Below are 26,833 nucleotides of genomic sequence, written 5' to 3' on the forward strand. Positions count from 1 at the left end.
TTCCTTAACCAACTCTTGCGTATTTAAAATATGCCGCACAAGCGCCCTCGCTTGAGACCATGCACGATCCTATCGGATTTTGTGGATTACAAACCTTGCCAAAGACTTTGCACTCTGTCGGCTTTGCTAGCCCTCTTAAAATTTGCCCACAAATGCAAGCCTTGCTCTCACCAGCGCTCTCTACACTGCAGTCAAACTGCACTCTGGCGTCAAGATAGGCAAACTCATCTCTTAGCTTCATGCCGCTTTGCGCTATCTCGCCAAGGCCTCTCCAAACAAAGTCGCACGGCTCAAAGTACTTAGCTATGAGCTCTTTTGCCTTGACGTTGCCCTCTTCTTTGACAGCCCTTGCGTACTCGTTATAGACTTCATAAGTGCCTGCATTTTGCTGACGGACTAAATTTAGCACACTCGCCATGATGTCAAGCGGCTCAAAACCGCTAATGGCTATGGGTCTTTTAAACTCGCTCGCTAGCTCTTTGTAAATTTTACTTCCAGTTATGACGCTTACGTGACTTGGTCCTAAAAATGCGTCTATCCTCACATTTTCATCGCTCATTATGGCTCTAACTGGTGCTGGGACGGTTACGTGATTTATATGAAAGTATAAATTTTTAATGCCCTCTTGCACCACTTTTTCAACTAAATTTGCACTCATCGGAATCGTCGTCTCAAAACCGATCGCAAAAAATATGACCTTTTTGTCTGGGTTTTGCTTAGCGATATTTAGCGCATCAAGTGGCGTGTAAAGTGCCCTTATATCGTGCCCCTCGCCACGAAGCTTTTGCAAGCTTGTCTTTGAGCCAGGCACTCTTAGCATATCAGCTAGCGTGCAAAAGATCACATTATCCATGCTAGCTAGCTTACAGGCCTCATCTATGCGGCTCTTTGGCATGACGCAGACCGGACAGCCTGGGCCGTGGACGAAATTTATATGTTCTCCAACTAAGCTTGGCAGTGCAAATTTCATAATGCTATGCGTGTGGCCACCGCAAATTTCCATGATATTTAGCGGTTTTACACTCTCTTTTTGTATCAGTTTTGAAAGGGCTAGGATTAAATTTTTATCGCGAAAGTCATTGATAAGATCCATCAAATTTTCCCCGCGTTCATATCATCAGCGATCTTTTGATAGACCTCTAAACTCTCAAGCGCAAACTGCGTATCGATCTTTTGCATAGCGTATCCTACGTGGATTAGCACGTATTCGCCAACTTTCACCTCTTCAGAGATGAGATCTAGGCTTACCTTTCTAGTAACGCCCAAAGTTTCAACTGTGGCGACGTTATTTTCATCTATTTCTATTACTTTTGAAGGGATCGAGAGGCACATTATCTTAGCTCTTTTTTAAATTCCAAATAACTTATCCATTTGTCTATGCCCTCGCCTGTTTTGCTATCTACGACAAAGATATCAACCTTTGGATTTAGCTTTCTAGCGTCGTTTTTCACTCGCTCGATATCAAAGTCAAAGTGCGGTGCAAGCGAAGCTTTTGTGATCAAAAGTACGTCAGCAGCTCTAAACATCACTGGATATTTGCTCACCTTGTCATCACCCTCTGGCACTGAAAGAAGCACAGCGTTAAAGTGCGAGCCAACGTCGTAGCTTGCAGGGCAAACTAAATTTCCAACATTTTCTATAAAGACTAGATCAAGCTCGTTTAGTGGCAGGTGATGAAGCCCCTCATGCACCATAAAAGCGTCCAAGTGGCAGGTCTGACCTGTGCTTATCTGATGAGCTTTTGCGCCAGCTTTTACTATGCGGTCGGCATCTTGGTTGGTCTCTAAATCGCCCTCGACAACGCCTATTTTAAATTTGCCAGCCTTTATCGTAGCTTCTAAAAGCGTAGTCTTGCCAGCGCCTGGACTACTCATCAAATTTACACAAAGTATCTTTTTCTCATCAAGATGCGCTCTGTTATGAGCGGCCTCTTTGTCGTTTTTAGATAGAATTTTCTCTATCACGTCTATCGTTTTGCTCTCGTTTAGCACAGGGTGTGCGTGAGCCTCGTGGCTATGCTCGTGTGCGTCATGAGCGTGGTCAGTATGCCCATCGTGAGTATGTGGGTGTGAGTGAGTGGTACTATCAGCGTGAGTATGAGTGTGGGCGTGATTACCCATTGAACAACCGCAATCTTTACACATTTTTTCATCCTTTTTTATTAATTTATGGAGATTTTAACTCTTAAATTTAAAAATAAAATTAAAATTTAGGAGTTTTGGCAAATAGATCAAAATTAATTAATTTATTTAAATTTCTATTTAAATTTAAAAATATAAATGAAATTTTCAAGCATTTTGACTAAATTTACTTTACTCTTTTTGCCTAACATCATCCAGCTTATCAAAATTTTCACCACCGAGTAGTTTTTTACTATTTTTTTGGGCATTCTTTTGGATTATTAGATCCTTTAGTCTAGCTTTGCCATTATCCATCACCATCAAAACAGCATAGGCATCAACATCTTCTTCTCTCATTTCATCTTCAGTATTAGCCGCACTATCAGGTGACATATAAAACTGCTCTATGCCGTATTTTACGAGTGAGTAACCGTCATATCTACCAGCTAAAAACACTCCATTGTCTGGCTTGCTTATACTAAATTTAGCAAAGCTGTAAGTGCCATTAACATCTGGTTTTAAAATAGCATAAACTCTAGCCCCATCTCTTACTCTCTCATCGTATTGGTCGATATAGCGGTCATCTTCATCATTTTCGTCAAAATTTCTTGAATGAAAATTTGAAAATTCATAGTTTAAATCAACATAATTTCCGCGAAAAAGATCTCTTGGATCATAAAGATTGACCCTTACTCTTACCTCTTGCCCAAAATAAAGTGGCATAAGTGCGTAGCCAAGCATAATGCCAATAAGCGAAATTTGAAAAACCACAGCTACTATTAATACTTTTATCTTCATTTTTTACGTCCTTTTCTAGCCACAACTAGCACTATGAAAGCAAATACCATAAATAGTGCCGTAGCGCCGATATAATCACCTATGAGTTGGAAATACCTCACGGCTGCAACCAAAAATATCATACAAAGACCAAGTTTTAACTCACCCTTTTTGATAAGAACCGCAGCTGTTATGATATTTGCGAGCGAAAAAAATATATTTGCGTAGCCAGGACCGTAGCTAAAGACAAATGGTAACGACACGAGCAGTGCCCCAAGTAGCAAACCACTCTTGTTTTTTTCTTTAAAAAATAGTGCAAAATAAGCAACACTAAATAGAATAAAGACAAAGCCAAAATTGCTCTTAAAAAACGACTTCACAAACCAAAGCTTTTCATCGTAAAGCTCAAATAAATTTCTTTCTTCAAATAAAAATAGACAAAATAACAACACAAAAACGCCAAAATTTTTACCAAATTCTTTTGCAAATGCGCCAAGCCCTGCTCTGAATTTATCTAGTAGCGGCGAAATACTGATAAGCAAAAGTGCATAAGATAGCGATACGATCGCAACCATAGGAAGTCCAAACAAAAATCCATAATCAAATATCGCCCTAAGACCACTAATGTAGCCGCAAAATGAAATGATATATATAAAGATATCTATAAAAATCACAAAAGCAAGCCATTTTGAGTCGTCTTTGTAAAGCGTATATGCGCCAAGTACTATAAAAATGATAAAACCAAAACCAAAATCGCCCTGATAGCCTCTCATAAAAAACCAAACCGTCGCAAAGATAAGGCTTTGGGCCACCAACACACCTTTTTTACTAGCAAAAGAAACCGCAAACGCTCCGATACTCCAAAGCAAGATACCGCCGCTTGGCTCATCACTAATGTGATAAATTTGAGCAATAAGAGCAATCGCCGCACCAAAGCAGAAATTTCCAAGAAAAAACATCGCCGTTGATAGATTTTCCTTTCCCTTTGCGAGATAGTAAATTCCACCAAAATTTACAAGCCCAAGTACAAACAACACAAGCGCCAAACGTCCTAGTCTTGGTATCTCTTCCCAATTTGCACCAACAAGCGTAAAAAATGCCAGCGCAAAAAAGAGATATGCTACGAGTTTTAGGACAAAGCTCATCTTATCACTATGAGCGTCAGTGTCGATGTCATATAAATTTGCTATTTTTATAGCGGTCTCTTTATCGACTATACCGTCACTTTGCCACCGATCCAGCTCTTTTGCTAGAAAAATTCTATTTAAAAAGTTCAACAACAACTCCTTTGCAAGCTCATTAAAACATAAGAAGCCTATTAACCAGCGTAAAATTGTGGCAATAAGGATCAAATTTTTGTTGTTATTATATTAAAAATATAGCGTAAATGCTAAGAAGAGATATTTTGAATAAGTTTAAAAATTTTTAGAAATTTGAATTTTAGTCAAAGCCCAATAAAAAGGGTAAATGACCATCAAATTATCATTTATTCAAAAGATATGGAGTTTGCACGAGCAAATCGGCAAAAACTCCATATCAATTTACAAAACTACAAAAACCACTTAAAAACTACTTTGAAAGACTAATGCAATAAACACCACACCTACAAGAAACCAGCTGCTTGCTATACTTGCTAAAAACTCCTAAATTCTCTACCACTTCAAAGACTTTAGCACGCTAAAATTTAGGAACGGCTGCCTTTGTAAGTTTAGAAAATTTAACACCTTTTAAGCCAGCGATTCTCTCAGAAAAGCGTTCTATTTTGCTTGCCTCTCCTCTTATAGAAATCGTTTCTAAGCAGTTATGGTGATCAACATGTACGTGATTTGTACAGATTATTTTCACATCAGAGTCATGCTCGATATCCATTTTTTTATTCACCAAATCGTTGTGATGATGCACATAAATTAGCGTCAAAACACCGATCAACTCTTCATTAGCATCCTTCCAGCTATCATTTACGATCTTTTCACGGATCAGATCTCTCGTAAATTCGCTCCTAGAAGCGTAGCCTTGTTCGCTAACTTTCCTATCTAGTTCGTCTAGTAACTGACTAGGCAAAGAAACACTAAAACGTATAACACTATCCATTTTTCTGCTCCTTTCTTGTTTGATTACCGTTTACAATCATTATACATCAGTTCTTTTAAAATGTAGATAAATAATAATAAATTTGCCCTAAATTTACGTTAGAATCGTTGCTACAGAATTTTTTATTGATATAAAATTTCAAATTTACTTTAGTAAATTTTTTGTAAATAAGTTCAAGTAAAGTCTTATTTTGAAAAACTCCGCCGCTTAGTAAAATTTCCATTTTTTCTTTTTTTGAAATTTCAAAAATAATATCAGCCAAGCCATTTATAAACGCCGTTGCAGCCACTCTTGGCTCATCTTTTAAAGCACTTTTAAAAGCTTCTTTAAAGCCGATCACTCCATTATCTAGGCTAAATTTGTAACACACATCTAAATTTTTATCATAAAGCGCTTCAAGCCTCATACCACTCTCGCCCTCAAAACTAGAGTGAAAAAGCCCACAAATAATCGCCCCAAATGCGTCAAATATCCTACCAACCGAGCTAGTCTTTACTAAGTTTAACCCTTTTTGCTCCATTTTTTTAAAATTTGCAAGCATTTTTTCATCAAAATTTACTAAAAATTTACTAGCTTCGTCCTCAAGAGAGTATTTTAAAATAATAGAATATGCGATGAGATAAATATTTTTGATGCTGTTTTCGCCCCCAAATAGGCTAAATTCATCAAAGTGATAAACTCGCTCGTATTTCTTTTTATCTAGTCTAAAGACCTCGCCACCCCAAATTTTACCGTCTTCCCCGTATCCAGTGCCATCAAAACAAAATCCAAGATACTTTTTATCTGCTAGATCGTTTTCAAAGATCACGCTTAGCAAATGCGCGTAGTGGTGCTGAAGATGAACTAGCTCAAAGCCCTGATCCTTTGCCCATTTTGTATTTAAAAAATTTGGATGCAGATCGGCTATGACCTTCTCGATTTTTAGGTTATAAGTCGTTTCAAAAAGGGTAAAAATATCTTTAAATCTATCAAAAGTCGCCACGTTTTTTAGATCGCCGATATAAGGGCTAATCATCAAAAGTCCGTCTTTATAGATGCAAAATGAGCTCTTTAGCTCCGCTCCAAGGGCTAAAAATGTCCCTTTTTGCTTGAAATTTGTATGGATGAAATTTGGATTTAGCCCACGGCTCGTTCTTGTGAAAATTGTCTCATCACCAACGCAAAATGCGATACTATCGTCACTTGGTGAGTAAATTTCTCGGTCGTGATCAAGGTAAAAGTCTATGACGTCACCTAGCTTTTCTCTTAGCTCGCTCTCATCTTTTATCACAACTTCGCCTGAGATGTTTGCGCTAGTTGCGACGATGTCGTGCTCAAGGTAGTCAAAAAGCAAAAGATGTATGCCACTAAATGCGAGCATGACGCCAAGCTTGTTTAAATTTGGTGCGACGCTTTTTGCGATATTTGAGCCGTTTTTTGCTTCAAGTAAGACGATTGGCTTTAAATTTGAGTTAAGTAGCTTTGCCTCTGCCTCTGAAATTTGTGCTATCTCTCTAGCATTCTCTAAATTTTTACTCATCAGAGCAAATGGCTTGCTTGGGCGGTGCTTTCTTGCTCTTAGCTCTCTAACTGCGGCTTCATTTGTCGCGTCACAAACCAAATGAAAACCACCAAGCCCTTTAATGGCTAAAATTTTGCCCTCGTTTATGAGCTTAGCCGCCTCTTTGGCTGCTTCATTTCCAATATCCAAGACTTTGCCAAATTTATCTTTTAGATAGAGTTTTGGTCCACAGTTTGGGCAAGAGATCGGCTCTGCGTGATAGCGGCGATTAAGCGGATCTTTATACTCGCTCTCACAAAATTTACACATTTTAAACTCGTTCATCGTCGTATTTACCCTGTCATAAGGCAATGCTTTGATGATCGAAAATCTAGGCCCGCAGTTGGTGCAGTTTATAAATGGGTATTTGTAGCGTGGATTTGTGGGGTCATAAAACTCGCGCAAGCAGTCGTCACAAAGTGCATAATCAGGCAAGATAGGAGCTTGCTTGGCAGCTCTCTTTGAAGCGATGATCTCAAGCTTTTCATAAATTTTATCTATCTTAAATTTCTTTAGCTCATCGATCCTAGCAAGGGCTGGCAGCTTCTCATAAAGCTCCTTTTCAAAAGCCAAAAAGCTAGCCTCTTCGCCGCTAAAATTTAGCTTCACGCCCTCATCGTCGTTGTAAATTTCACCAACGAACTTAAATTTGTGTGCCAAAGTATAGACAAAAGGTCTAAAGCCCACACCTTGAACTAAGCCCTTGATCTCGTATCTAAAGCTTGATCTCAACGCCAAATCCGGGGTCAAAATTTGTTTTTATATTTGGGTTTAGGTGCTTTTTTATCAAGTTGCTAACTACCTTATTATAAAATAAATCCCCGCTTAAAATAATATTTTTGATATTAAATTTATCTCGTTTTTCATAGCTAAAATCGCTCAAAAAATGCGCTAAAGATTCGGTGCAACCAAAGCTGATGTTCTTCTCTCCAGCGCCAGCAAGGACAAACGAAATGATACTTTTTACAAACTTAACCCCGTCTAAACCAAAGTCATCTTTCATCTTATAATCGATCCTAACGCCCTTTTGACCGCTAAAATCGCTTGCCATAAGGAGCAAATTCTCCCCTGCTTTTTTAAACTCATCACTTAAGCCAAGTATGCGCCCAGCTATGCAAAACAGCGAGAAAAAGCTAGCATTTGAGCTAAATTTACCACTTGGTAAAGTATGCTCTTTGCTGAAATTTTCAAGTAGCCTTTCGCCGCCCTCCTCGGCTCTTATGAGCTCATAAATTTCTTCAAAGCTACTAAATTTTGGCAAAAATAGAAGCTGTGTTTTGCTTGATTTTGAAAGTAGGCAAATTTCGTCATCACTAAATTTGCTAAATTTTAGCCCCAAAGCTATATCGCTAAAATTACTAAGCTCAAATTCCTCGTTTTTTGTATAGAAAAATGGGCTTAAAACTGCGCTACTTTTAAGCAAAGTAAGCCTTGAAAGAGCGTTTTTTTGCTCCTTTACTTTAACGCTTAAAAAGCTAAAATTTTCTTTATTTAGCTGCTCGCAAATGGCGTAAAGAAAAAGGTCATTTGGTACCATCACGTCAAAAAATAGCGGCGCATCCTCGTGATTTTGTCTATAAATGGCTGTCGTCTTTAGTGCTAAAAGTGGCTTTTCAAAGCTAGCTAGAAATGTCAAAACTCTATCATCGGCGATAAAAATTTTTGGTAGCTGCTTTAAATTTACAGGCATCAAGAAATTTGCGTCAAAATTTACACCAAGAGAAATTTCATATAAATTTTTATCTTGCTCTATGCAAACGCCCTTGCCGTTTTTTAATAAATTTAGGCAAGTTTTAAGCTTTTCATTAAAATTATCGAGCGTTATCTCGCCCTCAAATTTACTCTCACACAGCACACCACTTTCATTTAAGATAGCCTTTTCGCTAGCCAAAAATGTGCTCGCTTGAGTCGGAGTTAGGCCGCCAAATTTTATCTCATTTATCTTGCTATCTTCGTCAAGCTCACTTGCAGCCAAGACTTCACTGTGCTTTATAAAAAGACTAAATGGCAAGAGCGTACTTGCTTTATTTGCCACGCTCTCAAGCTCACTGGCATCTCCACTTACCTTTAGACAAATTTCATCTTCTTTGCACTTTAGACTATGAGATAGATCACCAGCAAGCAAGCGTAAAAATGGCGCTAGAAACGAAGCGTCTTTGTGACAAGTAAATTTAAAAGCAAGTATCATTTTAAACCTTTTTTGGCGTATTCATCAACGATATCGTTTAGGGTAAAATTTGCTACTTTTTCACACTTAAAATCAAGCTCTTTTAAGTGATCAAGCAGCGTTTTTTCTAAAATATTAGAAGCGTTTATAACCTCATCTGAGAGGCTAAAATTTGATGATTCTATACGGCTAGGCACGATACCTAAAATTTTAGTCGTAGGCCTATCGCCTGCAAGCTCCATTAGATGAAGGGTCTGGAGCATCTCTATCTCGTGAGCCGAGCCGTCCCAGCTGATAAAATTTGGTACATTTAGAAAATCAAAAAAATAAACATCACTCACGCTTGCGCCGTTTGCGCTAATACAATCAACGACGATAAGATAGTCAAATTCGCTTATGATGTGAGTTAGAGCGAGGGCTAAAGTGCCCCCGTCCATTAGAGTAAGCTCGTTTTTAGAACTTGTAAATTTATAGTTTTTAGCCATCAAATTTACAAAATGAACACCTATGCCCTCATCGGCAAACATCACGTTGCCGATACCAAGAACCAGCACTCTCATCAGTGTTCTTTTACAAATTTATAGCCACTAACGATGGCGTCCATCGCTCCATTTTCGCCTTTAACAGCGTTAAATACCGCCATATAAACATGAATCGGCACAAAAATCATAATGATCCACATACAAATTCTATGTATCGTTCTGACATTTGCTAGTCCGCCCATAAGCTCTTCAAAAAACCTAGCTGGCTCATAAAGCGCTCCGCCAAGTCCCTCATGATAAACATGAACATAAAGCACAAGACCGCTTAGGCAAATAAGAGTCAAAATAAGATAAAAGAAAAAGTATGAGGCAAACTGCAAAGGATTATAAACGCCCCTTAAATGCGGATGTGGCCCCATAAAAAGATAATACTTAATCTGTGCGATCCAAATTTTTGGATTTAGAAAATCAACCACGCTCATCCACTCTTTTTTGCTATGTTTATCAAAGACAAATAGATAAAATTTAAAGATAAACGCCGCTATTAGCACAAAGCCAGCGATCTGGTGAGCCATACGCCACTTTGCTTGCATAAAATTTGTAGGCTCGCTCGTTATCTCTGGACTCACAAAAACGTACGAGATATAGTAGCCACTCACAACTAAAAGTGTGATCGCTGCAAATCTAATCCAGTGTGTCAGCCTAACGCCGATGGAGAATTCGTATTCGCTGATCCTGTCAGCATTTTTATGTGACATATTCTCTCCTTACAAATTTGGATTTATCTTATAAGTACTCAAATCATTTCCCTTTGTATCCATAACATGCACGGCACACGCGATGCAAGGATCGTAAGAGTGAATTTTTCGTATTATCTCAAGTGGCTTTGAAAGATCAGCGATCTTTAAACCAACTAAGCACGCTTCGTAGCTTCCCATTTGATTTTGTGCGTCTTTTGGAGAGGCGTTCCACGTGCTTGGCACGACTGCTTGCCAGTTTGTGATAACGCCATCTTTTATGCGGCACCAGTGGCTAAGCGCACCTCTTGGAGCATTGCCTTGAAAATTTCCTTTGTACTCTTTTTTGTTATCGATTACATATTTTGCGCAGGTCTCTTGATCTGATTTTAAATTTTCTACTAAGGCATTAAATGCGTCCATTGTGTGCTCTGCAACTACTTTTGCCTCAAGCATACGAGTAGCGGTTCTGCCTAGAGTTGAAAAGACTGCACTTAATGGCAAGCCACTCTTTGCTAAAAATTCGTCAACTACTTTTTTAACTCTCTCGTTGCCTCTAGCGTAGTTTATAACGATACTTGCTATTGGACCCACTTGCATAGGCAAGCCATCATATCTTGGTGCTTTAATCCAGCTATATTTACCTTTTGTATCAAAAAGCTTACTATGAGCTAGTTTGCCCTCGGCGTCTATGCTCTCGCCGTCAATAAGGCCTGTGTAGTTTGCCTCAGTCTCGCCATCATATGGATGAAGCGCTTTGTCATTTTTATACCAAGCTCTTGTCGCCTCTTCTGTGATCTTGTCTTCGTCTATGTCATAAACCTTGCTAAGATCGCCATTTAAGATATAGCCACCTTTAAATAGATGGTCATTTTTGCCAATCAAAAACTCATCATAGCAGAGTAAATTTGCCACACCAGCATCGTTTAGAACGCTTGGCTCATTACCATAGGCTTTAGCCGCCATCAAGATATCTGGATAGTAAGCTCTATCAACAAATTCTTTGATCTCGGCAAATTTGCTCATATATTCGCCCATTCTAGCTGGATCCATAAGATCCATCACGCAAGTCACGCCGCCAACTGTTAGGCTTTGTGGATGTGGGTTTTTCGCGCCAAAGATCGCCATCATCTGAGCTGCTGTTCTTTGAATTCTAAGGCACTCTAAGTAGTGTGAGAGGACGATTAAATTTTGCTCTGGCGTAAATTTATATGTGCTATGTCCCCAGTATGCGTTGGCAAATGGTCCAAGATTGCCCTTTTTAACAAAGGCTTCAACCCTCTCTTTTACCTCTTTTAGCTTGTCAGCTCCTGTGGCAAACGGAAGATCAGTATATTTAAACGCCTCTTCGCTAGCTTTATGCACATCTGCGCTTAGTGCGGAGACGACGTCTGCCCAGTCCATGCCGTGGAGCTGATAAAAATGCACGATGTGATCGTGAAGATATAAAGCTGCGTTCATAAGCGTTCTAGTTAGCTCTGCATTTAACGGAGGCTTGATGCCAAGGGCATTTTCAACCGCGATGATGCCTGCTCTATAGTGTGAGTATGTACAAACGCCACAAATTCTTTGCATGAAAAAGCCAGCATCTCTTGGGTCTCTGCCTTTTACGATCTGCTCTAAGCCACGCCAAAGAGTTGAGCCAGAGTAAGCCTCTTTTACGACATTATTTTCATCTACAACAACTTCTATTCTTAAGTGCCCCTCGATACGTGTTATAGGGTCTATTACTATTCTTTTTTTACTCATTTTTTCGCCTTATTCTTTATCTTTACTCATAGAAGCTATAACAGCGTGAGCTGCTATACCAATGCCAGTAAGAGCTAAAATTCCAATGCCAACTTTATCGCTGACATTATCAGCTCCAAGACCCAAAACAGTATCAAAGAGTCTATCTGCCATAGGCTCTTCAAATGGTCCCATCGTATCCCAGAAGTCTGGCTCTGAGCAGCCTATACAGCCGTGACCTGCTTGAACTGGCCATGATGTGTGCTGGTTAAATCTCTCGCGTGAGCAGTTATTAAATGTATATGGACCTTTGCAACCTACTTTATATAAGCAGTAGCCATTTTTTGCGCCTTCATCGCCGAAGTTTTGGACAAACTCGCCAGCGTCAAAGTGACCACGTCTTTCGCAAAGATCGTGAATTCTTAAGCCATAAGCCCATTTTGGCCTATTATAAACATCAAGCGCTGGAAGTGTGCCAAAAAGTAAGAAGTGAAGCACGTTGCCAACGATATTTTTCTCACTTGGTGGACAGCCCGCAACATTAATAACTGGCTTATCAGTGACCTTTGAAAGTCCCACTGAATTTGATGGATTTGGCCTTGCAGCTTGAATGCCACCAAAGCTAGAACAGGTACCGATCGCAAAGATAGCAGCTGCGTCTTTTGAAGCATTTACAGCATGAGTTTTACCTGTTGTGCCATGAGGTCCAACAGTTAAGAAATTTTCAGTCGCACCAGTTGGAATACCTCCCTCAACTAGCAGGATGTATCTGCCTTTGTATTTTTCGATCGCGCTCTCTAAATTTTCTTCAGCCTGCCAACCAGAAGCTGCCATAATAGTTTCGTGGTATTCAAGGCTTATGTAGTCAAATATAAGACTATCTATGCTTGGAGCATCGGTTCTTAGTAAGCTCTCGCTACAGCCTGTGCATTCTGCCATATGAAGCCATATCACAGGAAGCCTATCGCTAAGCTCAGCAGCACGAGCAACCATCGGTGTCATCGCACTTGGTAGAGCCATAAAAGCTGTCATCGCACCAGCCCACTTCATAAAATCACGCCTCGTAAAGCCTTTATCTTTTAAAAGCTGCGCAATACTCGAGTCGCTTTTCATCTTAGGTAACGCACTAAGCTCACTTAAGCGCCTATCTATCTTTTGACGCAAGTCATTATTCATATAAGCTCCTTTGCTTAAAAATTTTACTTTTGTTAATAATATCTTTGTTTAAAGAAGTAAAAAATTATTTTATAAAATTAATATTTATAATTAAATAAATCTTAATTAAAAAATTTAAAATCCCTTTTTTGCGATATATTTTCAAAATATAAAAAATAATATTTTGAGAAATTTTATTTTAATTTGATGAATTTTCAATATTTTAAGCATATTATTCTAAAAGTAAATATCAACTATAATTTTTAATGATTTTTAAAAATTTAGCATATTTAAGGCGAGAGAAATTTTTGAGATATAAATTTTTAAAAGCCCAAATGGGTTAAATTTAGGCTTTTAAAGTTGCATTAAAATGGCCAGATAGCTTCCATAAGCCTTGTGCCCCAAGGCTTTTTGGTAGATTTGTCTAGCTCGCCCTCGGTTTTGTATAAAATTTTGGCGTCAGCTATGTATTTTGAGTCGATTTCGTTGTTTTGTGAGATGTCGTAAGGCCTAATGACTCCACTTACTTGCATGATCTGCTTTTCGCCATTTATCAGTAGCTCGCGGCTACCTTCTATGAAATAGTTGCCGTTATTTAGGATTTTTATAATCCTAGCTGAAATGGTTGCGGTAAATTTCTCGCTTCTGTTGCTAGTACCACTTCCTGTAAATTTATTGCCACCACCTGCTTTAAAGCCGATGTCGCCATATTTGTTTAAATTTTCAGCCACAGTTGAAAGCGGTGACGCTCCAGCCGTAAATACACCTCCGCCGAGTGATACGGTGCTATCTTTATTTGTACTTTTACTACCAGTTGAAGTTTGGCTTGCATTTTCTGAGATAACGATAGTCACGATATCATTTACATTCATCGCTTTTCTATCTGAAAAAAGAGGATTTTCGCCCTTTCCAAAGAGGCTGCCAGCGTTGCTTTGTCCGGTTCCACTATCTTTTGAAGGGAGTTGCTCGACATAAACCGGGGGTTTCATATTGATATGAGGATCAGCACTTGGTGTGCAGCCAGTGCAAATAATGCCCGCAGATAAGACGAGCCAAATCGTTTTATGGTTCATAAAAAATGCCTTAAAATAAGTATCTTTGTGCTAGAATTAAGCAATTTAAGTTCCTAAAAAGGTCGCAAATGAAAAGTTGTTACGTTTTTACAGACAAAAATTTAGCACATCTGCAAGAAATTATAGCTACAAAATTCAAAAAAGTTGAGATTTTTAAGATAATCCCAGATGAAAACGATAAAAATAACTTAATAAATTCAAATGAAAAAGAATTTTTTCTAAAATTTATAGATAAATTTGAAGAGTTAAAAGCCAAAAGCGACTTCGTCATAGTCATTGGCTGTGAGGGCTTTAGTGTCTTTGGCAAAAGCGAGATAAATTTAAAGCTAGCTAGAAATTTAAACGCTCCAGTCTTTGACGAAAACGCAAGCGAGCTAAAAGCACTAAATCTAAACTCAAAGCTTCTAATCACAGATAATTTTGATGAAATTTTAAACTATCAAGCAGATATTATCACACCATTTAAATTTCAAAGCCTGCTTCTAAAAAGAGCCAAAACTGCAAACAAAACAGTTGTTTTGCCAGAGAGTGACGATGAGAGAATTTTAAAAGCAGCTCACATAGTATTAGAAAAAGATGCGGCAAATATCATTTTATTAGGACTTGAAAATGAAATTTCAAAAAAAGCGGCCGCTTGTGGGCTAAATCTAAGCAAAGCCAAAGTGATCAATCCAGAACAAAATGAGCTGACAGATGAATTTGCAAAGAAAATTTATGAGCTTAGAAAACATAAAGGTGTGGATGAAACTAAGGCAAATGCGCTTGCAAAAGATAAAATTTACTTTGCTACGATGCTAATTCATGAAGGCTTAGCCGATGCCTTGGTAAGTGGCGCTACAATGAGCACGGCTGATACGATCCGCCCAGCCTTGCAGATAATAAAAACAAAGCCAAATGTAAGCGTGGTAAGTGGGGCATTTTTCATGGCGCTTGAAGAAGAAATTTTGCTTTTTGCCGACTGTGCCGTCACGCCAAATCCAAGCGCAGATGAGCTAGCTAGCATCACACTAAGTAGCGCTCAAACGGCAAATGCCTTTGGCCTTAGTCCAAAGATCGCCATGCTAAGCTACTCTACAGCTGAGAGTGGAAGTGGACCTGATGTGGAATTTGTAAAAGAAGCTGCTAAAAAAGCTAGCGAGCTTGATGCAAATTTAAAAATCGCAGCGCCAATTCAGTTTGACGCAGCAGTTGATCTAAGTGTGGCTAGCAAAAAGATGCCAAATTCCGATGTCGCAGGGCATGCAAATGTATTTATCTTTCCAAATTTAAACTGCGGAAACATCTGCTATAAAGCGGTTCAGCGAAGTGCAAATGCCCTAGCTGTGGGTCCAATACTTCAAGGATTAAAAAAGCCAGTTAACGACCTAAGTCGCGGTTGCCTCGTTGAAGACGTGGTAAATACTATCTTAATTAGCGCCATACAAGCAGGAGAATAATATGAGAATTTTGGTTTTAAACTCGGGTAGTAGCTCAATAAAATTTCAACTTTTTGCAATGGATACAAAAACCAGTCTAGCAAGCGGTCTAGTTGAGCAAATCGGTAGCTCCAGCTCAAGAGCGGTACTAAAAGCAAATGGCGAAACCTACGAGATAAAACGCTTTATAAAAGACCACCATGACGGACTTGAGGCGATGAACGAGCTCTTTGTCACTTCACACACCCTGCACGATCTAAGTGAGCTTGATGGTATCGGACATAGGATAGTTCACGGCGGCGAGAGCTTTTTTAGCTCAATGATCGTTGATGAGAGCGTCATCAAAAAGATCGAGGAGATAAGTCCGCTTGCCCCACTTCACAATCCAGGACATCTAGCAGGCATCAAAAATGCGATGAAAGAGAGCAAAAACGTACCTCACGTGGTCGTTTTTGACACGGTATTTCATCAAAGTATGCCAGAGTATGCCTACCGCTACGCCCTACCCTACGACGTCTGCAAGACTCATCACATCAGAAAATACGGCTTTCACGGCACTTCGCATAGATACGTCTGCAAGCAAGCGGCTAAAATGCTTGGCATAGAATTTGATAAATTTAATGCCATCTCACTTCATCTAGGAAATGGCGCCTCGGCCTGTGCGGTACAAAACGGCAAAAGTATCGATACCTCGATGGGGCTTAGCCCACTTGAAGGGCTCATAATGGGTACAAGAAGCGGCGATATGGACCCAGCTGTGGTCATTTACTTGCTAAATATCGGCGTTTTAAAGTGGAACGAGATCGATAACTTTTTAAACAAAAAAAGCGGACTTTTTGGAATTTGTGGCTCAAGTGACATGAGAGAGGTTGTGGCTAAAATGCAAAAAGATGAGCGAGCAAAGCTTGCATTTGAGATGTTTTGCTACCGAGTAAAAAAATATATTGGCTCATATTACGCCATTTTAGGACGCGTTGATGCACTTATATTTACCGGTGGTATCGGCGAAAATGCACCAAATACAAGGCAAAAAATTTGTGACGAATTAAAACATCTTGGCATTCACATAAATCACGATCTAAATTTCCAAGACATGCGAGGCGAGAGATGCATAGACGGGGATGGCGCTAAGATAAAAACGCTCATCATCCCAACAAACGAAGAGCTAGAAATCGCGATAGAAACGGCTAGAGTAATAAAAGAGAGCAAAGCCAAATAAATAGATGTTTAAGCCAGACTTGATATATAAATTTTAAGCCTAATTAGTTTTAAAATAGAATTAGCATTATTTTTAGGTTATAAGATAAAAAGCTTTTGCGATTTTAAGCTCGCAAAAGCTTGCAATCAATTTTTCTTAAAAAATCTCAAAATTTTTGCTTGGAGTTTAAACTGATCTGAAAGCTCCATTATTGGATAAGCTCCGGCGTATTTTTTGCCGCCAGGCAGGTCTTTGCTAACACCGCCGCGTGCAGCGATCTGTGCAAAGTCACCCACTTTTACATGACCAGCTGAGCCGCTTTGACCGCCCATTACGACGTTTCTGCCTAGCACTGTTGAGCCAGCAAGGCCAGTTTGTGAGACGATTAGGCAGCCATTTCCAAGCTCGCAGTTGTGGCCTATTTGAACGAGATTGTCTATCTTTGTGTAGTTTGCGATCATCGTGCTTTCAAAAACGCCACGATCTATCGTCGTGCAAGCGCCGATCTCAACAAAATCACCTAAAACAACATTGCCATTGTGATAAATTTTTACATGCTCGCCAGTTTTTGTATGTGCATAGCCAAAGCCATCGCTGCCTATAACGCAGTTTGCCAGCAGATGGCACTCATTGCCGATGACGCAGTCGTTGTAGATGACTACATTTGGATGGATGATGCAGTTTTTGCCTATAGTTACGTTATCGCCCAAAAATGCTCCAGCCATTACTACCGTATTTTCGCCAACACTAACATTTGAGCCTATGTAGACATTTGGCATTATCTTTGCACTCTTAGCGATATTTGATGGCTTTGGCTCGCAAAAAAGCGGCTTAGCATAATCTTTACTAAGCAAGGCAAATGCAAGGTGTGGATTATCACACACAAGTGCAACCATGCCAGCTGGTACCAAGCCTAAAAGCGATTTTGTCACCAATATGGCTCCAGCGTTTGATGTGCTTATAAATTTTGCATTCTTCTCGCCATCGCAGTATGTTAGCTCAGCTTTATTTGCATTTTTTAAAGAATTTAAGGCAAAAATTTCTATATCTTCTCCACTAAAAGTAGCATTTACTTTTGAGGCTATTTCACTTAGTTTCATCATATATCCATTATCACAGATCCGCCACGTACGACGTCAACTGGGTTAAATTTCTTTATCGATTTTAAAAAGCTCTCGATCCTACTCGCATCGTCAGCCACCATGACAACGATGTAGTTTTCGTTTGTATTTGTGACGATGCCATTGTACGACTTTAGTATCGCCTCAAGACCGGCAAAATTTTCACCAAGTGGAATTTTCACAAGAGCCATCTCTTTTTCGACAAATTCGCCACTTTCTATGACTTTATACGTTGGTATGAGCTTGTGAAGCTGTTTTACGATCTGCTCTAAAACTCTCTCATCGCCACTTGTTACGATACTTAGCCTTGAGAAGTTGCTCTCAGGTATTGGAGCAACGGTTAGTGTATCGATATTGTAGCCCCTGCCCGCAAAAAGTCCAGAAATTCTAGCCAAAACACCGTGTTCATTTAAAACTATAACCGAAATCGTTCTTCTGATACTCATTTATCTTCCTTGCTCTTTAATATCATATTATAAATCGCAGCTCCAGCTGGAACCATAGGAAGCACATCCTCAAAGCGGTCGATCCTAACGTCGATCATCGCTGATTTTTTGCTATCGATCGCTTCTTTTAAAGCCTTTCTAAACTCATCCTTACTCTTGCAAACAAAGCCAACTCCGCCAAATCCTTCAGCGATCTTTACAAAATCAGGCTGCAAGCTAAGATCAGTCGATGAGTAGCGTTTTTCATAAAAAAATGTCTGCCACTGGCGCACCATGCCCAAGAAGTTGTTGTTTAAAATGATGTTTATAACAGGCATATTTATCTCATGAGCCGTCATTAACTCTTGGATATTCATAAGTATTGAGCCATCGCCTGTAAAATTTATAACAAGATTGTCTGGTTTTGCACATTTTGCGCCGATCGCTGCAGGGAGGCCAAATCCCATTGTGCCAAGTCCACCACTTGTGACAAGCTGTCTTGCTCGGTTAAACGGATAAAACTGCGCCACCCACATTTGGTGCTGTCCGACATCTGTTGAGATTATCGCATCAGCTCCTGCTATCTTTGCGGTCTCTTCGATAACCCATTGCGGTTTTAAGACCTTGTCGCTATCTGTGTAGCCAAGTGGATTTAGTTTAGAATATCTATCTAAAATTTCTCTCCAAGGGGCGTAGTTTTCAGGCTTTGCATTGACTTCTTCATAAAGCTCAGTTAGCACGTTTGCAAGATCGCCAACGATTGGATAGTGGGCATTTATGATCTTTGAGATGGAGCTTGGATCGATATCGATGTGGATAATCTTTGCATGTTTGGCAAACTCGTCCGTCCTGCCGGTGATCCTGTCACAAAATCTAGCTCCAAGCGAGATGAGAAGGTCACACTCGCTAAGTGCCATATTTGAAGCGTAGCTACCATGCATACCTGCCATGCCTAAATTTAGCTCATCTTTTGCGTCAAGTACGCCAAGAGCCATCAGTGTCTCAACTGCTGGAATGCCTGTTTTTTGCATAAATTTACGGATGATATCGCTAGCTCCGGATGCTATCGCACCACCACCTATGTATAAAAGCGGTCTTTTTGCTTCATTTATCGCAACTGCTGCCTTTTTTATCTGTTTTGAGTTGCCTTTATAGGTCGGCTTGTAACTTGGAATAGAAATTTCTTTTGGATATACAAAATCACCAAGCTTTGATGTTATATTTTTGGGAATGTCGATATGAACTGGTCCTGGGCGGCCTGACCTTGCGATATAAAAGGCCTCTTTTATAATACGAGGCAGTTCCTCCACGCTATTTACTAAAAAATTGTGCTTGACGCATGGGCGTGAAATGCCGACCGCATCAATCTCTTGAAAAGCATCTGTACCGATCATAAATGTTGGTACTTGACCACTTATAAGCACGATCGGTATGCTGTCACTATAAGCTGTTGCAAGGCCAGTAACAGCATTTGTAAAGCCAGGGCCACTTGTCACAAAAGCAACGCCAACTTTACCACTAACTCTAGCGTATCCATCGGCCGCATGAACGGCCGCTTGCTCGTGGCGAACCAAAACGTGTTTAAAATAAGTCTGCTTATATGTTTCGTCGTAGATATTTAAAGCTGCACCGCCAGGATAGCCAAAAACTATCTCAACGCCCTCTTCGTGCAAGGCCTCGCTTATCATCTGTGAACCAGAAATCTGTTTTATCATCACTTTAGCCTTTTGATAAATTTATCGCAGATTATATCCCAAAGCATTTTAAATCCATTTTAACTTTCTAGCGAATTTTAGGTATTGCTTTGATTTTATTGAAAAATTTTTAACCAGTTTAGAAGAATAATACAAAATATTTTACATAAAATTAAACATATTATTTTTAGTAAAATTGATAAATTTAAGTGAGCAAAGACTATAAAATTTTAAGAGCTAAAACTCATTTGTATAAATTTTAGGCTTAATTTTTTAATTAAAATAAGCCTAAAATTTTGCTTCATTTTTTATATCATTTAGCTTTTTAACGGCTTCGTCAAAGTTATCAGATTTTATGAAAACATTAATATTTTCATTTTTTTTATAGACCTTGTCATAGTATTTTGTGAGTAAAATTTCAGCTACTTTGGCGATGTCATTTTCATTAAATTTAGCCACAGCTTCATCTCTAGCTTTTTTATCGATAAATGGTGAAATTTTCTTCATACACTCGTCAAAAAAGGCTTTATCCACACTTTTATAGTCATCTACTATACAAGAAATTCTTTTTTCTAAACTTGCACTTACTTCGACATTTATGCCACTACGCATCGCCTCATAAAGGCTCTTTGGCAAGCTTAATGAGCCTATTCTTCTACTTTCGCCCTCAATAAAGCAAATTTCATCTTTTAGCGTGATGAGCTTTTCAAACAACGCATCTTCAAAGCTTTTTTGGCTTGGCTGCGCGCCATTTATCGCCCCAAAGACAGATCCTAAATGATTTGCCATAGCTTCAAGGTCTATTGACGGGCTTAGAGTCCTTATTAGCTTACTTTTATAGCAGCCAGTATTTCCAAAAAAAGTGATAAATTTTGTACTCAAAGGTCGATTTAGAAATTCTAAAACATGATTTCTATAAGCTTTATAACCGCCACTAAGTCTAAAAACTCTATATCCTATCATGCTTAGCACATAGCCAACAGAATTTGATCTAAGCCCGCCTTTAGCGCAGTAGATGCCAATAGCTGAACCAACCTTGGCTCTTTTATAAACCTCATCAATGATATTTTGTAAATTTTTGCAGATATACTTTGCACCAAGACTCTTTGCTAGGGATCTATCGCTTTTATAGAGCGTGCCTACCTCTTTATGTTCTGCATCATTTAAAGCATATAAATTTATGGCATCTTTTATGTGTGAATATAAAAATTCATGTGGCGATCTTGCGTCTATTAAAATTTCAAAAGAGCTTCTTTTCTCTAGCCACTGCTCTACATCAAGCTCAAATAACGGCACTAAATGCCTTTTTTAGTTTCTCAAAAAGTGGATGAAATGGCGTGCCATTTACTCTCACATCAGAGATAGTGGTTATAAAATTTGTATCTCCGCTCCACCTTGGCACAAGGTGATAATGCACGTGCTCAGCTATGCCAGCTCCTGCGGCCTTGCCTAAATTCATACCTATATTTACGCCATTAGCATAAAGCTCTTTTTTTAAAATTTCAACTCCAAGCCTTACAAATTTACTCATCTCAAACCAAGTCTGCTCATCAAGCTCTTCGATCTTATCGGTATGCTGATTTGGTATTATCATAAAATGTCCTGGAGAATACGGATATAAATTCATAATCCCAAAACAATGCTTGGCTCGAAAGAGTACGCCATTTTTATCATCATCGTCTGAGTTTATAACATCACAAAAAACACAGCTATCTTTTTTAGCACTAAAGTATTCGCTTCTCCAAGGGGCACAAAGGTGCTGCATTACTCGCCCTCCTTTATCTTTTTGACGGCATTTTTTATATCATCTTGTCTCATAAAATGCTCTCCTATCAAGAAAACATCTACGCCTATTTTGCTTAGCTGCTTAAGCTGCTCGTGCTCATAAAGACCGCTTTCAGCGACTATTATCTTGCCATTTGGTAAAAGCGGTATGAGCTTCTCACAAAGGCTCATATCCATCGTAAAATCATCTAAATTTCTGTGATTTATACCTATTATATTTGCTCCTGCAAAGATAGCCTTTTTCACATCACTCGCGTCGTGAGTTTCAACCAAAACCTCAAGCCCTAAATGATGAGCGTAGCCTAAAAGCTCTTTTAGCTCGTTTTGAGTTAATGCTTTTGCGATGAGCAAGATAAAGTCCGCCCCATAAACAAGAGCTTCTAGAATTTGATACTTATCAACGATAAAATCTTTTCTAAGGATCGGCCTTGATGCATAGCGGCGGACTTGAGTGATATATTCAATGTCGCCCTTAAACCAATGTGGTTCAGTCAAGATACTAAAAGCATTTGCGTATTCTTCATACTCCTGGGCTATTTTTATCGGCTCAAAGTCTTCTCTTATCACACCTTTGCTTGGGCTTGCTTTTTTGATCTCGGCTATAATTTTTATCGGCTCATTTTGACTTGCTCTAAGTGCGCTTAAAACATCTCTTGGTACGTATGGGTTATATGCTAGTGAGCGACCAAGCCACTCCTCAGGGAAATCTGCTTTTCTTTTCGCAAGATCATCTTTAGTTTTTTTTATTATCTCATCAAGTATCATTTTTTAAGCCTTTTATTTAGATTTATTATACAGCGCTCTATTAGGTGCAAATGCTCTTTTGCTTCTTTTGAAGTCCTAAAATCAACATCTTTCATCGCGTGCTGCATAATACTTTTTGCCTTTTTGCACTCACCAAGCTTAAAATATCCCCACGCTAGCGAATCCTCATAATAAGGCGACTCAGGCGAGATGGCAAGTGCCTTTTGCACAAGCTCTATACCCTTTCTAGGATCTATATCATGATCTATCAGTAAGTAGCCATAATAGTTAAAAAACATATCATTTTCTAGCTTTGGCACGCTAGCTTCAAATTTATCTAAAATTTCAGCCATTTTTTGTTCGTTCAAGGTATCTTTATTCATTTCGTATTCGTAAATCGCGGCTTTTGCTAAAAAATTTAAATCCCTGCTATCGTTATAAATTTTAACAGCAAGTATGTATGCATCGCCAAAATTACTAGTCGCCGCATAAAGATCCATAAGCGCCATATCGTTGTAGCTATATTTTTTTAAAATTTCAATTGCTGCTTTGTAATTTTTATCATAGATAAAAAACTGCACGATCTTATCAAGATAAGAAGTATCGTGATTTAGTTCATAAAGCTCTTCAAATAGTTCGATCACTTTTGGGAAATTTCTTTGCTGGGAGTAAATTTCAGCCAAAAGCTCGCAAGTCTTTAGCGTGCAACCTTGTTCATCTTTAAATTTCTCAAGATATTTTGTAGCATCTTTTATCTTATCCATGCGATTTATCAAAATATCAACGATACGGAGCAAATTTTCTTCTTCTTGCTTTAGAGAGTAAGCCTCTTCAAAGTATTTTAGCGCAGTCGTTGTTTCATTTTGCATCATACAAATAGTGCCAAGCATAAGTAAATTTTGAGCATTTGGCTCTTTTGTGGCTAGCTCTTGCATCAAATTTTTAGCCTCATTTAGCTTTGAGAAATTTACTAAATTTGCGATCTTTATACGGATAAAATCGCTGTCGTCTTTTAAGCTTTTTTCGCCTTCATTTATCAAAGCGTCTAAATTTTCATTTTTTGTAGCAAAGGCGAGTTTGATCGCCTCTTTTAAATAAGCTTTTTGATTTGTATCTTTAAAAATGTTTGAGTAAGTTTGAATGCTAGCATTCACATCTCCGCTATCTTGAAACAATAAAGCCTGCATTAGACGTAAATTTATACTTTTATTATCGTCAGCCAAAAGCAGCTGCGAGTTAAAAAATACGCTCATAAAAAATACTAAAATTTTACGCCAATACATTCTGCTTTTAGCTCCTTTAAATTTTTTTTAAAATAATTCCAAAACGGAAAAGTCCTACACTGCTGTGGCCTTAGCTCATAAACTGAGCAGTTTTTATTTTTTTCATCAAAAAATATGCAAGCAAAGCCATCCTCATAAGGCTTCTCTTTTATGCTACACCTTAGCCCAACTCTTATTAAAAACTGCTTTTCAAACTCATCTTTACTCATATGAAATGCGGTGCAAAATTTTGAAATTTCTTCTTCATTTATCCAGATATACCCACTCTCTCCGGTACAACACTTGCCACCACAGCTCTCGCAAAAGCTAGCATCAAACTCATAACTAAAACCTTGTACTTTCACGCTAGTTCCTGATAATCAACACTGTTTGTATTAGCTTTTTTAAAAATTTCAATCGCCTCTTTTGTATGCGAGCCATTTTCGCTCATCACTAAAGGTGGCAAAATTTTTAACTTTGAGTTTGAATTATTTCTTACCTCAAATAAGGCTAAATTTGCTGGTTTATCAGCCTTTGTATGAATAAATTTTAGGCTTACTAAATTTAGCTTAAACTCTTTTAGAGATGCTATGATCTGGCTAAGATCATCAGGTGCATAGCAAAAAAACGCCCTTTTGTGAGGCTTTAAATTTACACTTATACCTTTTATAAAGTCTTTTAAACTTAAAGAGCTTGTGTATCTACTAACCTTTATATGCTCATCTTCGCTTTGTTTCGTACCCTCGTGATAAAATGGAGGATTTGATACGATGAGGTCAAATTTCTCGCTATCTTTAAAATCTGCAAAATTAGCATTTATAATTTCTGCCTCCAAGCCGTTCTTACTGGCGTTAAATTTAGAAATTTCACCATTTATTTGCAAGATATCAAGCAAGCTTAGGCTGGAATTTTTAAAGTCGCGTTTAAGTAAAAGCCCAAGTATCCCGCACCCTGCGCCAACGTCTAAAATTCTGCCTGAAAAATTTTTCAAACTTGATCTTATAAAATCATAAAGTACCAGCGTATCGCTGTTGTAGCGATAGCCACTTTTTAGCTGAGCCAAGATCATCTATAAACCTTAATGATAAAGCCACGCGTGACATCTTTTACGATCACTTCGGAGCTAAAGCTGATCCTTGCAAAATCGCCAAATTCTTCTTTTATAAGCTCGGCTGCTGCCTTTGCGCGCTCTTTACCAACGCCATAATTTACATAGTTATTTAGCCTGCCAAGATCGTCTTTTTTGATGCTTTGAGCCACATTTGACGGGATGACAAAATTTTTCTTATCTACGATCGGAATTATCTCATAAAGGTAGTTTGAGTTAAATCTTTGCAAAAATTCGCTCACTCTATTCTTACACATCACGCTAATCTTATCTTTTGCGTCCATGTCATCGCACTCAAGGCTAGAGATCAAAACTAGCTTTGTTGGCGTCTCTGGCTTAGTTGTCGCCTGCAAGATATTTTTTAAATTCACATTTTCGTTTTCAAGCTCATCTTGCCTATTTAAATTTTGCTCGATATCTTTTTGAAGTTCGATGATTTTGGCATTTACTGGACTTCCTTTTACGCTAGATGAGCTAAGTTCATTTATTTTAGAATTTAACCTTTCAATCGTCTTATTACTCTCGTTTAACTTATGTTTTGCGCTTTCAAGCTCATTTTGTAAGCTTAGTAAATTTTTACCGCCACTTTTATTGCTATCAGCAAAAAGAGCTGACGTATCGGCTATCTTTTTTTGCAAAATATTTATTTGCTGACGCAAAATTTCATAATTTTGCATATCGATCTTTAGCGTCCTTTTTTGAGCTTCTAGCTCACTTTGCTTTGCTGCTAGCATTTGGCTTGTTTGCGTGAGATTATTTTCTAGCTCTTTTATCTTTTCATCTTTTAAGTTTATCTTTGCACTTAAATTTTTTAACTCGCTGTCATTTAAACCAAGCTTTTGAGTCTGCAAAGAGATAGTTTGATTTTGCTCAAACAAAGTTTTTAAAAATTTATTCGTCTTTGTATCAAGCGTCTTTAGCTCATCTCGTGCATTTTTAAAGCTCTCTTCACTTAAATTTAGCTTTTTATTTAGCTCACTTAGACTTGCATTTGCATCTAAATTTTGCTTCTCTAGCTTTTTGTTTATCAAATTTGCCCGTTCAAGCTCTTTTTTAAGTGAATTTATATTTTCATTTGCGAGTTTATTTTCCTGCTCGCTTTTAAGATTTTTTTCTTTTAGATCATTAAAACTTTTATGAAGTGCCGCAAGAGAGGCGTTTAGCTCTAAATTTTTACCATTATAGTTTTCAACTGCTAAATCTTTTGAGTTTAAATTTTTCTTTATCTCATCAAGCTCATAAATTTTGTCCTTCAAGGTAGTTTGATTTGATTCAAGTGCTTCCTCAAGATCAATTATCTTATTTGCCTTTTTTGAAAGCTCATCCTCCATAACACTCTTTTGCGTTTCAAAGCCATCAGTTAGTGCATTTATCTCTTTTTCGTAGCTAAATTTTTGTGTCTTAGCGTCATTTTTTGCTCGCTCGATCTCCTCTTTTAAAAGCAGAATTTCTTTTTTTTCGTTTTTATCTTTTTCATTTTGAGTATTTTCATACTCTTTTATTAGTGCGTCTTTTTGAGCCAGTGTCGTATTTAGCTCTATATTTTGCTCTTTTAAAGCTGTGTAATTTGCCTCAGCCATCTCTTTAAATTTAGCAAAATTTGCTTCGATGTCTTTTACCTTACTTTCATCGCCATTTTTTGCCTCATTTATCGCATTTTCAAGGTCTATTATCTTTTTTTCATAGGCTTTTGAGCTCTCTATCATATCAGCTTGAGCTTCATTTAGCCGTTTTGTGAGAGTTTGTATATTTTCAAAGTGTTGTGCTTCAAGCTCGCCTAGCGTCTTTTGATTTTTCTCAACTATCTCATTTTTTTCATTTTCGATATTTTTTTTCATCTCTGAAATTTTGCTTATAAAGTCTAAATTTTTCTCGCTGATATCGACATTATCAGTAGCTAAAATTTTATTTTTTTTACTTAGCTCACGAACTTGTTCTTGAAGTTCATTTACATCATTTGATAAATTTTGATCGTTCGTTTCAGTAAAATTTTGGATATAGCTTTTTGGAGTTATATATCCGCCATATTCGTAAAGATCGTCTTTGCTGATATATTTTTGTCTCTCTTCTTCTGGCAAATTATCAAAATTTATAGAATAAATCGTTTGATTAGTATCTTTTGGTATCTCATCCTCTTTTGGAGATTTAAAAAACGATAGGCAAAAGCCAGCTATCAAACAAAAAATAGCTAGTAAAATTTTATTTATCAAG

25 protein-coding genes are annotated in these 26,833 nt (G+C 38.1%); 2 read left to right on the forward strand and 23 right to left on the reverse strand.

Annotation, left to right across the window (positions count from 1 at the left end; genetic code table 11):
* Positions 1-4: 4 nt before the first annotated feature.
* The 13 genes from hypD to flgH all read right to left on the reverse strand — a co-directional run bounded on the left by hypD (position 5) and on the right by flgH (position 13,870).
* A complete protein-coding gene (hypD, locus tag CCON33237_RS05075; protein WP_054196670.1) occupies positions 5-1,093 on the reverse strand; it encodes a hydrogenase formation protein HypD in 1,089 nt (362 codons plus the stop codon).
* Entirely contained in the window at positions 1,093-1,332 is a 240-nt protein-coding gene (locus CCON33237_RS05080) for a HypC/HybG/HupF family hydrogenase formation chaperone (RefSeq protein ID WP_054196671.1), read from the reverse strand. The genes hypD and CCON33237_RS05080 overlap by 1 nt, the downstream gene beginning before the upstream one ends.
* The gene (gene hypB / locus CCON33237_RS05085; RefSeq protein WP_054196672.1) at positions 1,332-2,144 is read right to left on the reverse strand and encodes a hydrogenase nickel incorporation protein HypB; all 813 of its coding nucleotides are present in this window, start codon (positions 2,142-2,144) and stop codon (positions 1,332-1,334) included. Before hypB ends, CCON33237_RS05080 begins: the two co-directional genes overlap by 1 nt.
* Positions 2,145-2,312: 168 nt before the next feature.
* A complete protein-coding gene (locus tag CCON33237_RS05090) occupies positions 2,313-2,918 on the reverse strand; it encodes a GDYXXLXY domain-containing protein (protein WP_054196673.1) in 606 nt (201 codons plus the stop codon).
* Complete coding sequence (locus tag CCON33237_RS05095; RefSeq protein ID WP_054196674.1) at positions 2,915-4,174, reverse strand: DUF2157 domain-containing protein; 1,260 nt, start codon at positions 4,172-4,174, stop codon at positions 2,915-2,917. The genes CCON33237_RS05090 and CCON33237_RS05095 overlap by 4 nt, the downstream gene beginning before the upstream one ends.
* Before the next feature lie 400 nt (positions 4,175-4,574).
* Positions 4,575-4,988, reverse strand: a complete 414-nt coding sequence (nikR, locus tag CCON33237_RS05100; protein ID WP_054196675.1) for a nickel-responsive transcriptional regulator NikR — start codon at positions 4,986-4,988, stop codon at positions 4,575-4,577.
* A gap of 55 nt (positions 4,989-5,043) precedes the next feature.
* The gene (hypF, locus tag CCON33237_RS05105) at positions 5,044-7,260 is read right to left on the reverse strand and encodes a carbamoyltransferase HypF (protein WP_054196676.1); all 2,217 of its coding nucleotides are present in this window, start codon (positions 7,258-7,260) and stop codon (positions 5,044-5,046) included.
* Complete coding sequence (locus CCON33237_RS05110) at positions 7,244-8,716, reverse strand: hypothetical protein (protein WP_054196677.1); 1,473 nt, start codon at positions 8,714-8,716, stop codon at positions 7,244-7,246. Before CCON33237_RS05110 ends, hypF begins: the two co-directional genes overlap by 17 nt.
* On the reverse strand, positions 8,713-9,255 hold the full coding sequence (locus CCON33237_RS05115; protein WP_054196678.1) for a HyaD/HybD family hydrogenase maturation endopeptidase: 543 nt from the start codon (positions 9,253-9,255) through the stop codon (positions 8,713-8,715). Before CCON33237_RS05115 ends, CCON33237_RS05110 begins: the two co-directional genes overlap by 4 nt.
* The gene (cybH, locus tag CCON33237_RS05120; protein WP_054196679.1) at positions 9,255-9,935 is read right to left on the reverse strand and encodes a Ni/Fe-hydrogenase, b-type cytochrome subunit; all 681 of its coding nucleotides are present in this window, start codon (positions 9,933-9,935) and stop codon (positions 9,255-9,257) included. Before cybH ends, CCON33237_RS05115 begins: the two co-directional genes overlap by 1 nt.
* 9 nt (positions 9,936-9,944) lie before the next feature.
* The gene (locus tag CCON33237_RS05125; RefSeq protein ID WP_054196680.1) at positions 9,945-11,663 is read right to left on the reverse strand and encodes a nickel-dependent hydrogenase large subunit; all 1,719 of its coding nucleotides are present in this window, start codon (positions 11,661-11,663) and stop codon (positions 9,945-9,947) included.
* Between the two features lie 9 nt (positions 11,664-11,672).
* A complete protein-coding gene (locus tag CCON33237_RS05130; RefSeq protein ID WP_021091342.1) occupies positions 11,673-12,818 on the reverse strand; it encodes a hydrogenase small subunit in 1,146 nt (381 codons plus the stop codon).
* A gap of 344 nt (positions 12,819-13,162) precedes the next feature.
* Complete coding sequence (gene flgH, locus CCON33237_RS05135) at positions 13,163-13,870, reverse strand: flagellar basal body L-ring protein FlgH (RefSeq protein WP_054196681.1); 708 nt, start codon at positions 13,868-13,870, stop codon at positions 13,163-13,165.
* Between the two features lie 68 nt (positions 13,871-13,938).
* Here flgH and pta point away from each other — a divergent pair, with 68 nt between their 5' ends.
* Both pta and CCON33237_RS05145 read left to right on the forward strand, forming a co-directional pair.
* On the forward strand, positions 13,939-15,306 hold the full coding sequence (pta, locus tag CCON33237_RS05140; RefSeq protein ID WP_054196682.1) for a phosphate acetyltransferase: 1,368 nt from the start codon (positions 13,939-13,941) through the stop codon (positions 15,304-15,306).
* A 1-nt stretch (position 15,307) separates the two neighbouring features.
* Positions 15,308-16,504, forward strand: a complete 1,197-nt coding sequence (locus CCON33237_RS05145) for an acetate kinase (protein ID WP_054196683.1) — start codon at positions 15,308-15,310, stop codon at positions 16,502-16,504.
* A gap of 125 nt (positions 16,505-16,629) precedes the next feature.
* Here the strand turns inward: CCON33237_RS05145 and lpxD are convergent, their stop codons facing one another.
* The 10 genes from lpxD to CCON33237_RS05195 form a co-directional block, all read right to left on the reverse strand.
* A complete protein-coding gene (gene lpxD / locus CCON33237_RS05150) occupies positions 16,630-17,583 on the reverse strand; it encodes a UDP-3-O-(3-hydroxymyristoyl)glucosamine N-acyltransferase (RefSeq protein WP_054196684.1) in 954 nt (317 codons plus the stop codon).
* Entirely contained in the window at positions 17,583-18,044 is a 462-nt protein-coding gene (ilvN, locus tag CCON33237_RS05155) for an acetolactate synthase small subunit (protein ID WP_223154204.1), read from the reverse strand. The genes lpxD and ilvN overlap by 1 nt, the downstream gene beginning before the upstream one ends.
* Before the next feature lie 2 nt (positions 18,045-18,046).
* The gene (locus tag CCON33237_RS05160) at positions 18,047-19,741 is read right to left on the reverse strand and encodes an acetolactate synthase large subunit (RefSeq protein ID WP_234402309.1); all 1,695 of its coding nucleotides are present in this window, start codon (positions 19,739-19,741) and stop codon (positions 18,047-18,049) included.
* Positions 19,742-20,011: 270 nt separating this feature from the next.
* Positions 20,012-21,019, reverse strand: a complete 1,008-nt coding sequence (gene mnmH, locus CCON33237_RS05165) for a tRNA 2-selenouridine(34) synthase MnmH (protein ID WP_054196686.1) — start codon at positions 21,017-21,019, stop codon at positions 20,012-20,014.
* Entirely contained in the window at positions 21,006-21,488 is a 483-nt protein-coding gene (locus CCON33237_RS05170; protein WP_021091390.1) for an HIT family protein, read from the reverse strand. The genes mnmH and CCON33237_RS05170 overlap by 14 nt, the downstream gene beginning before the upstream one ends.
* Complete coding sequence (trpC, locus tag CCON33237_RS05175) at positions 21,488-22,273, reverse strand: indole-3-glycerol phosphate synthase TrpC (protein ID WP_054196687.1); 786 nt, start codon at positions 22,271-22,273, stop codon at positions 21,488-21,490. The genes CCON33237_RS05170 and trpC overlap by 1 nt, the downstream gene beginning before the upstream one ends.
* Positions 22,270-23,535, reverse strand: a complete 1,266-nt coding sequence (locus tag CCON33237_RS05180; protein WP_054196688.1) for a tetratricopeptide repeat protein — start codon at positions 23,533-23,535, stop codon at positions 22,270-22,272. Before CCON33237_RS05180 ends, trpC begins: the two co-directional genes overlap by 4 nt.
* The gene (locus CCON33237_RS05185) at positions 23,514-23,879 is read right to left on the reverse strand and encodes a YkgJ family cysteine cluster protein (RefSeq protein WP_054196689.1); all 366 of its coding nucleotides are present in this window, start codon (positions 23,877-23,879) and stop codon (positions 23,514-23,516) included. The genes CCON33237_RS05180 and CCON33237_RS05185 overlap by 22 nt, the downstream gene beginning before the upstream one ends.
* Entirely contained in the window at positions 23,876-24,583 is a 708-nt protein-coding gene (locus CCON33237_RS05190) for a tRNA1(Val) (adenine(37)-N6)-methyltransferase (RefSeq protein ID WP_054196690.1), read from the reverse strand. Before CCON33237_RS05190 ends, CCON33237_RS05185 begins: the two co-directional genes overlap by 4 nt.
* Positions 24,580-26,832: a hypothetical protein gene (locus tag CCON33237_RS05195; protein ID WP_054196691.1), complete on the reverse strand. Its 2,253-nt coding sequence runs from the start codon at positions 26,830-26,832 to the stop codon at positions 24,580-24,582. The genes CCON33237_RS05190 and CCON33237_RS05195 overlap by 4 nt, the downstream gene beginning before the upstream one ends.
* Position 26,833: the final 1 nt, after the last annotated feature.

This window comes from Campylobacter concisus (genome assembly GCF_001298465.1).
GTDB lineage: Bacteria > Campylobacterota > Campylobacteria > Campylobacterales > Campylobacteraceae > Campylobacter_A > Campylobacter_A concisus.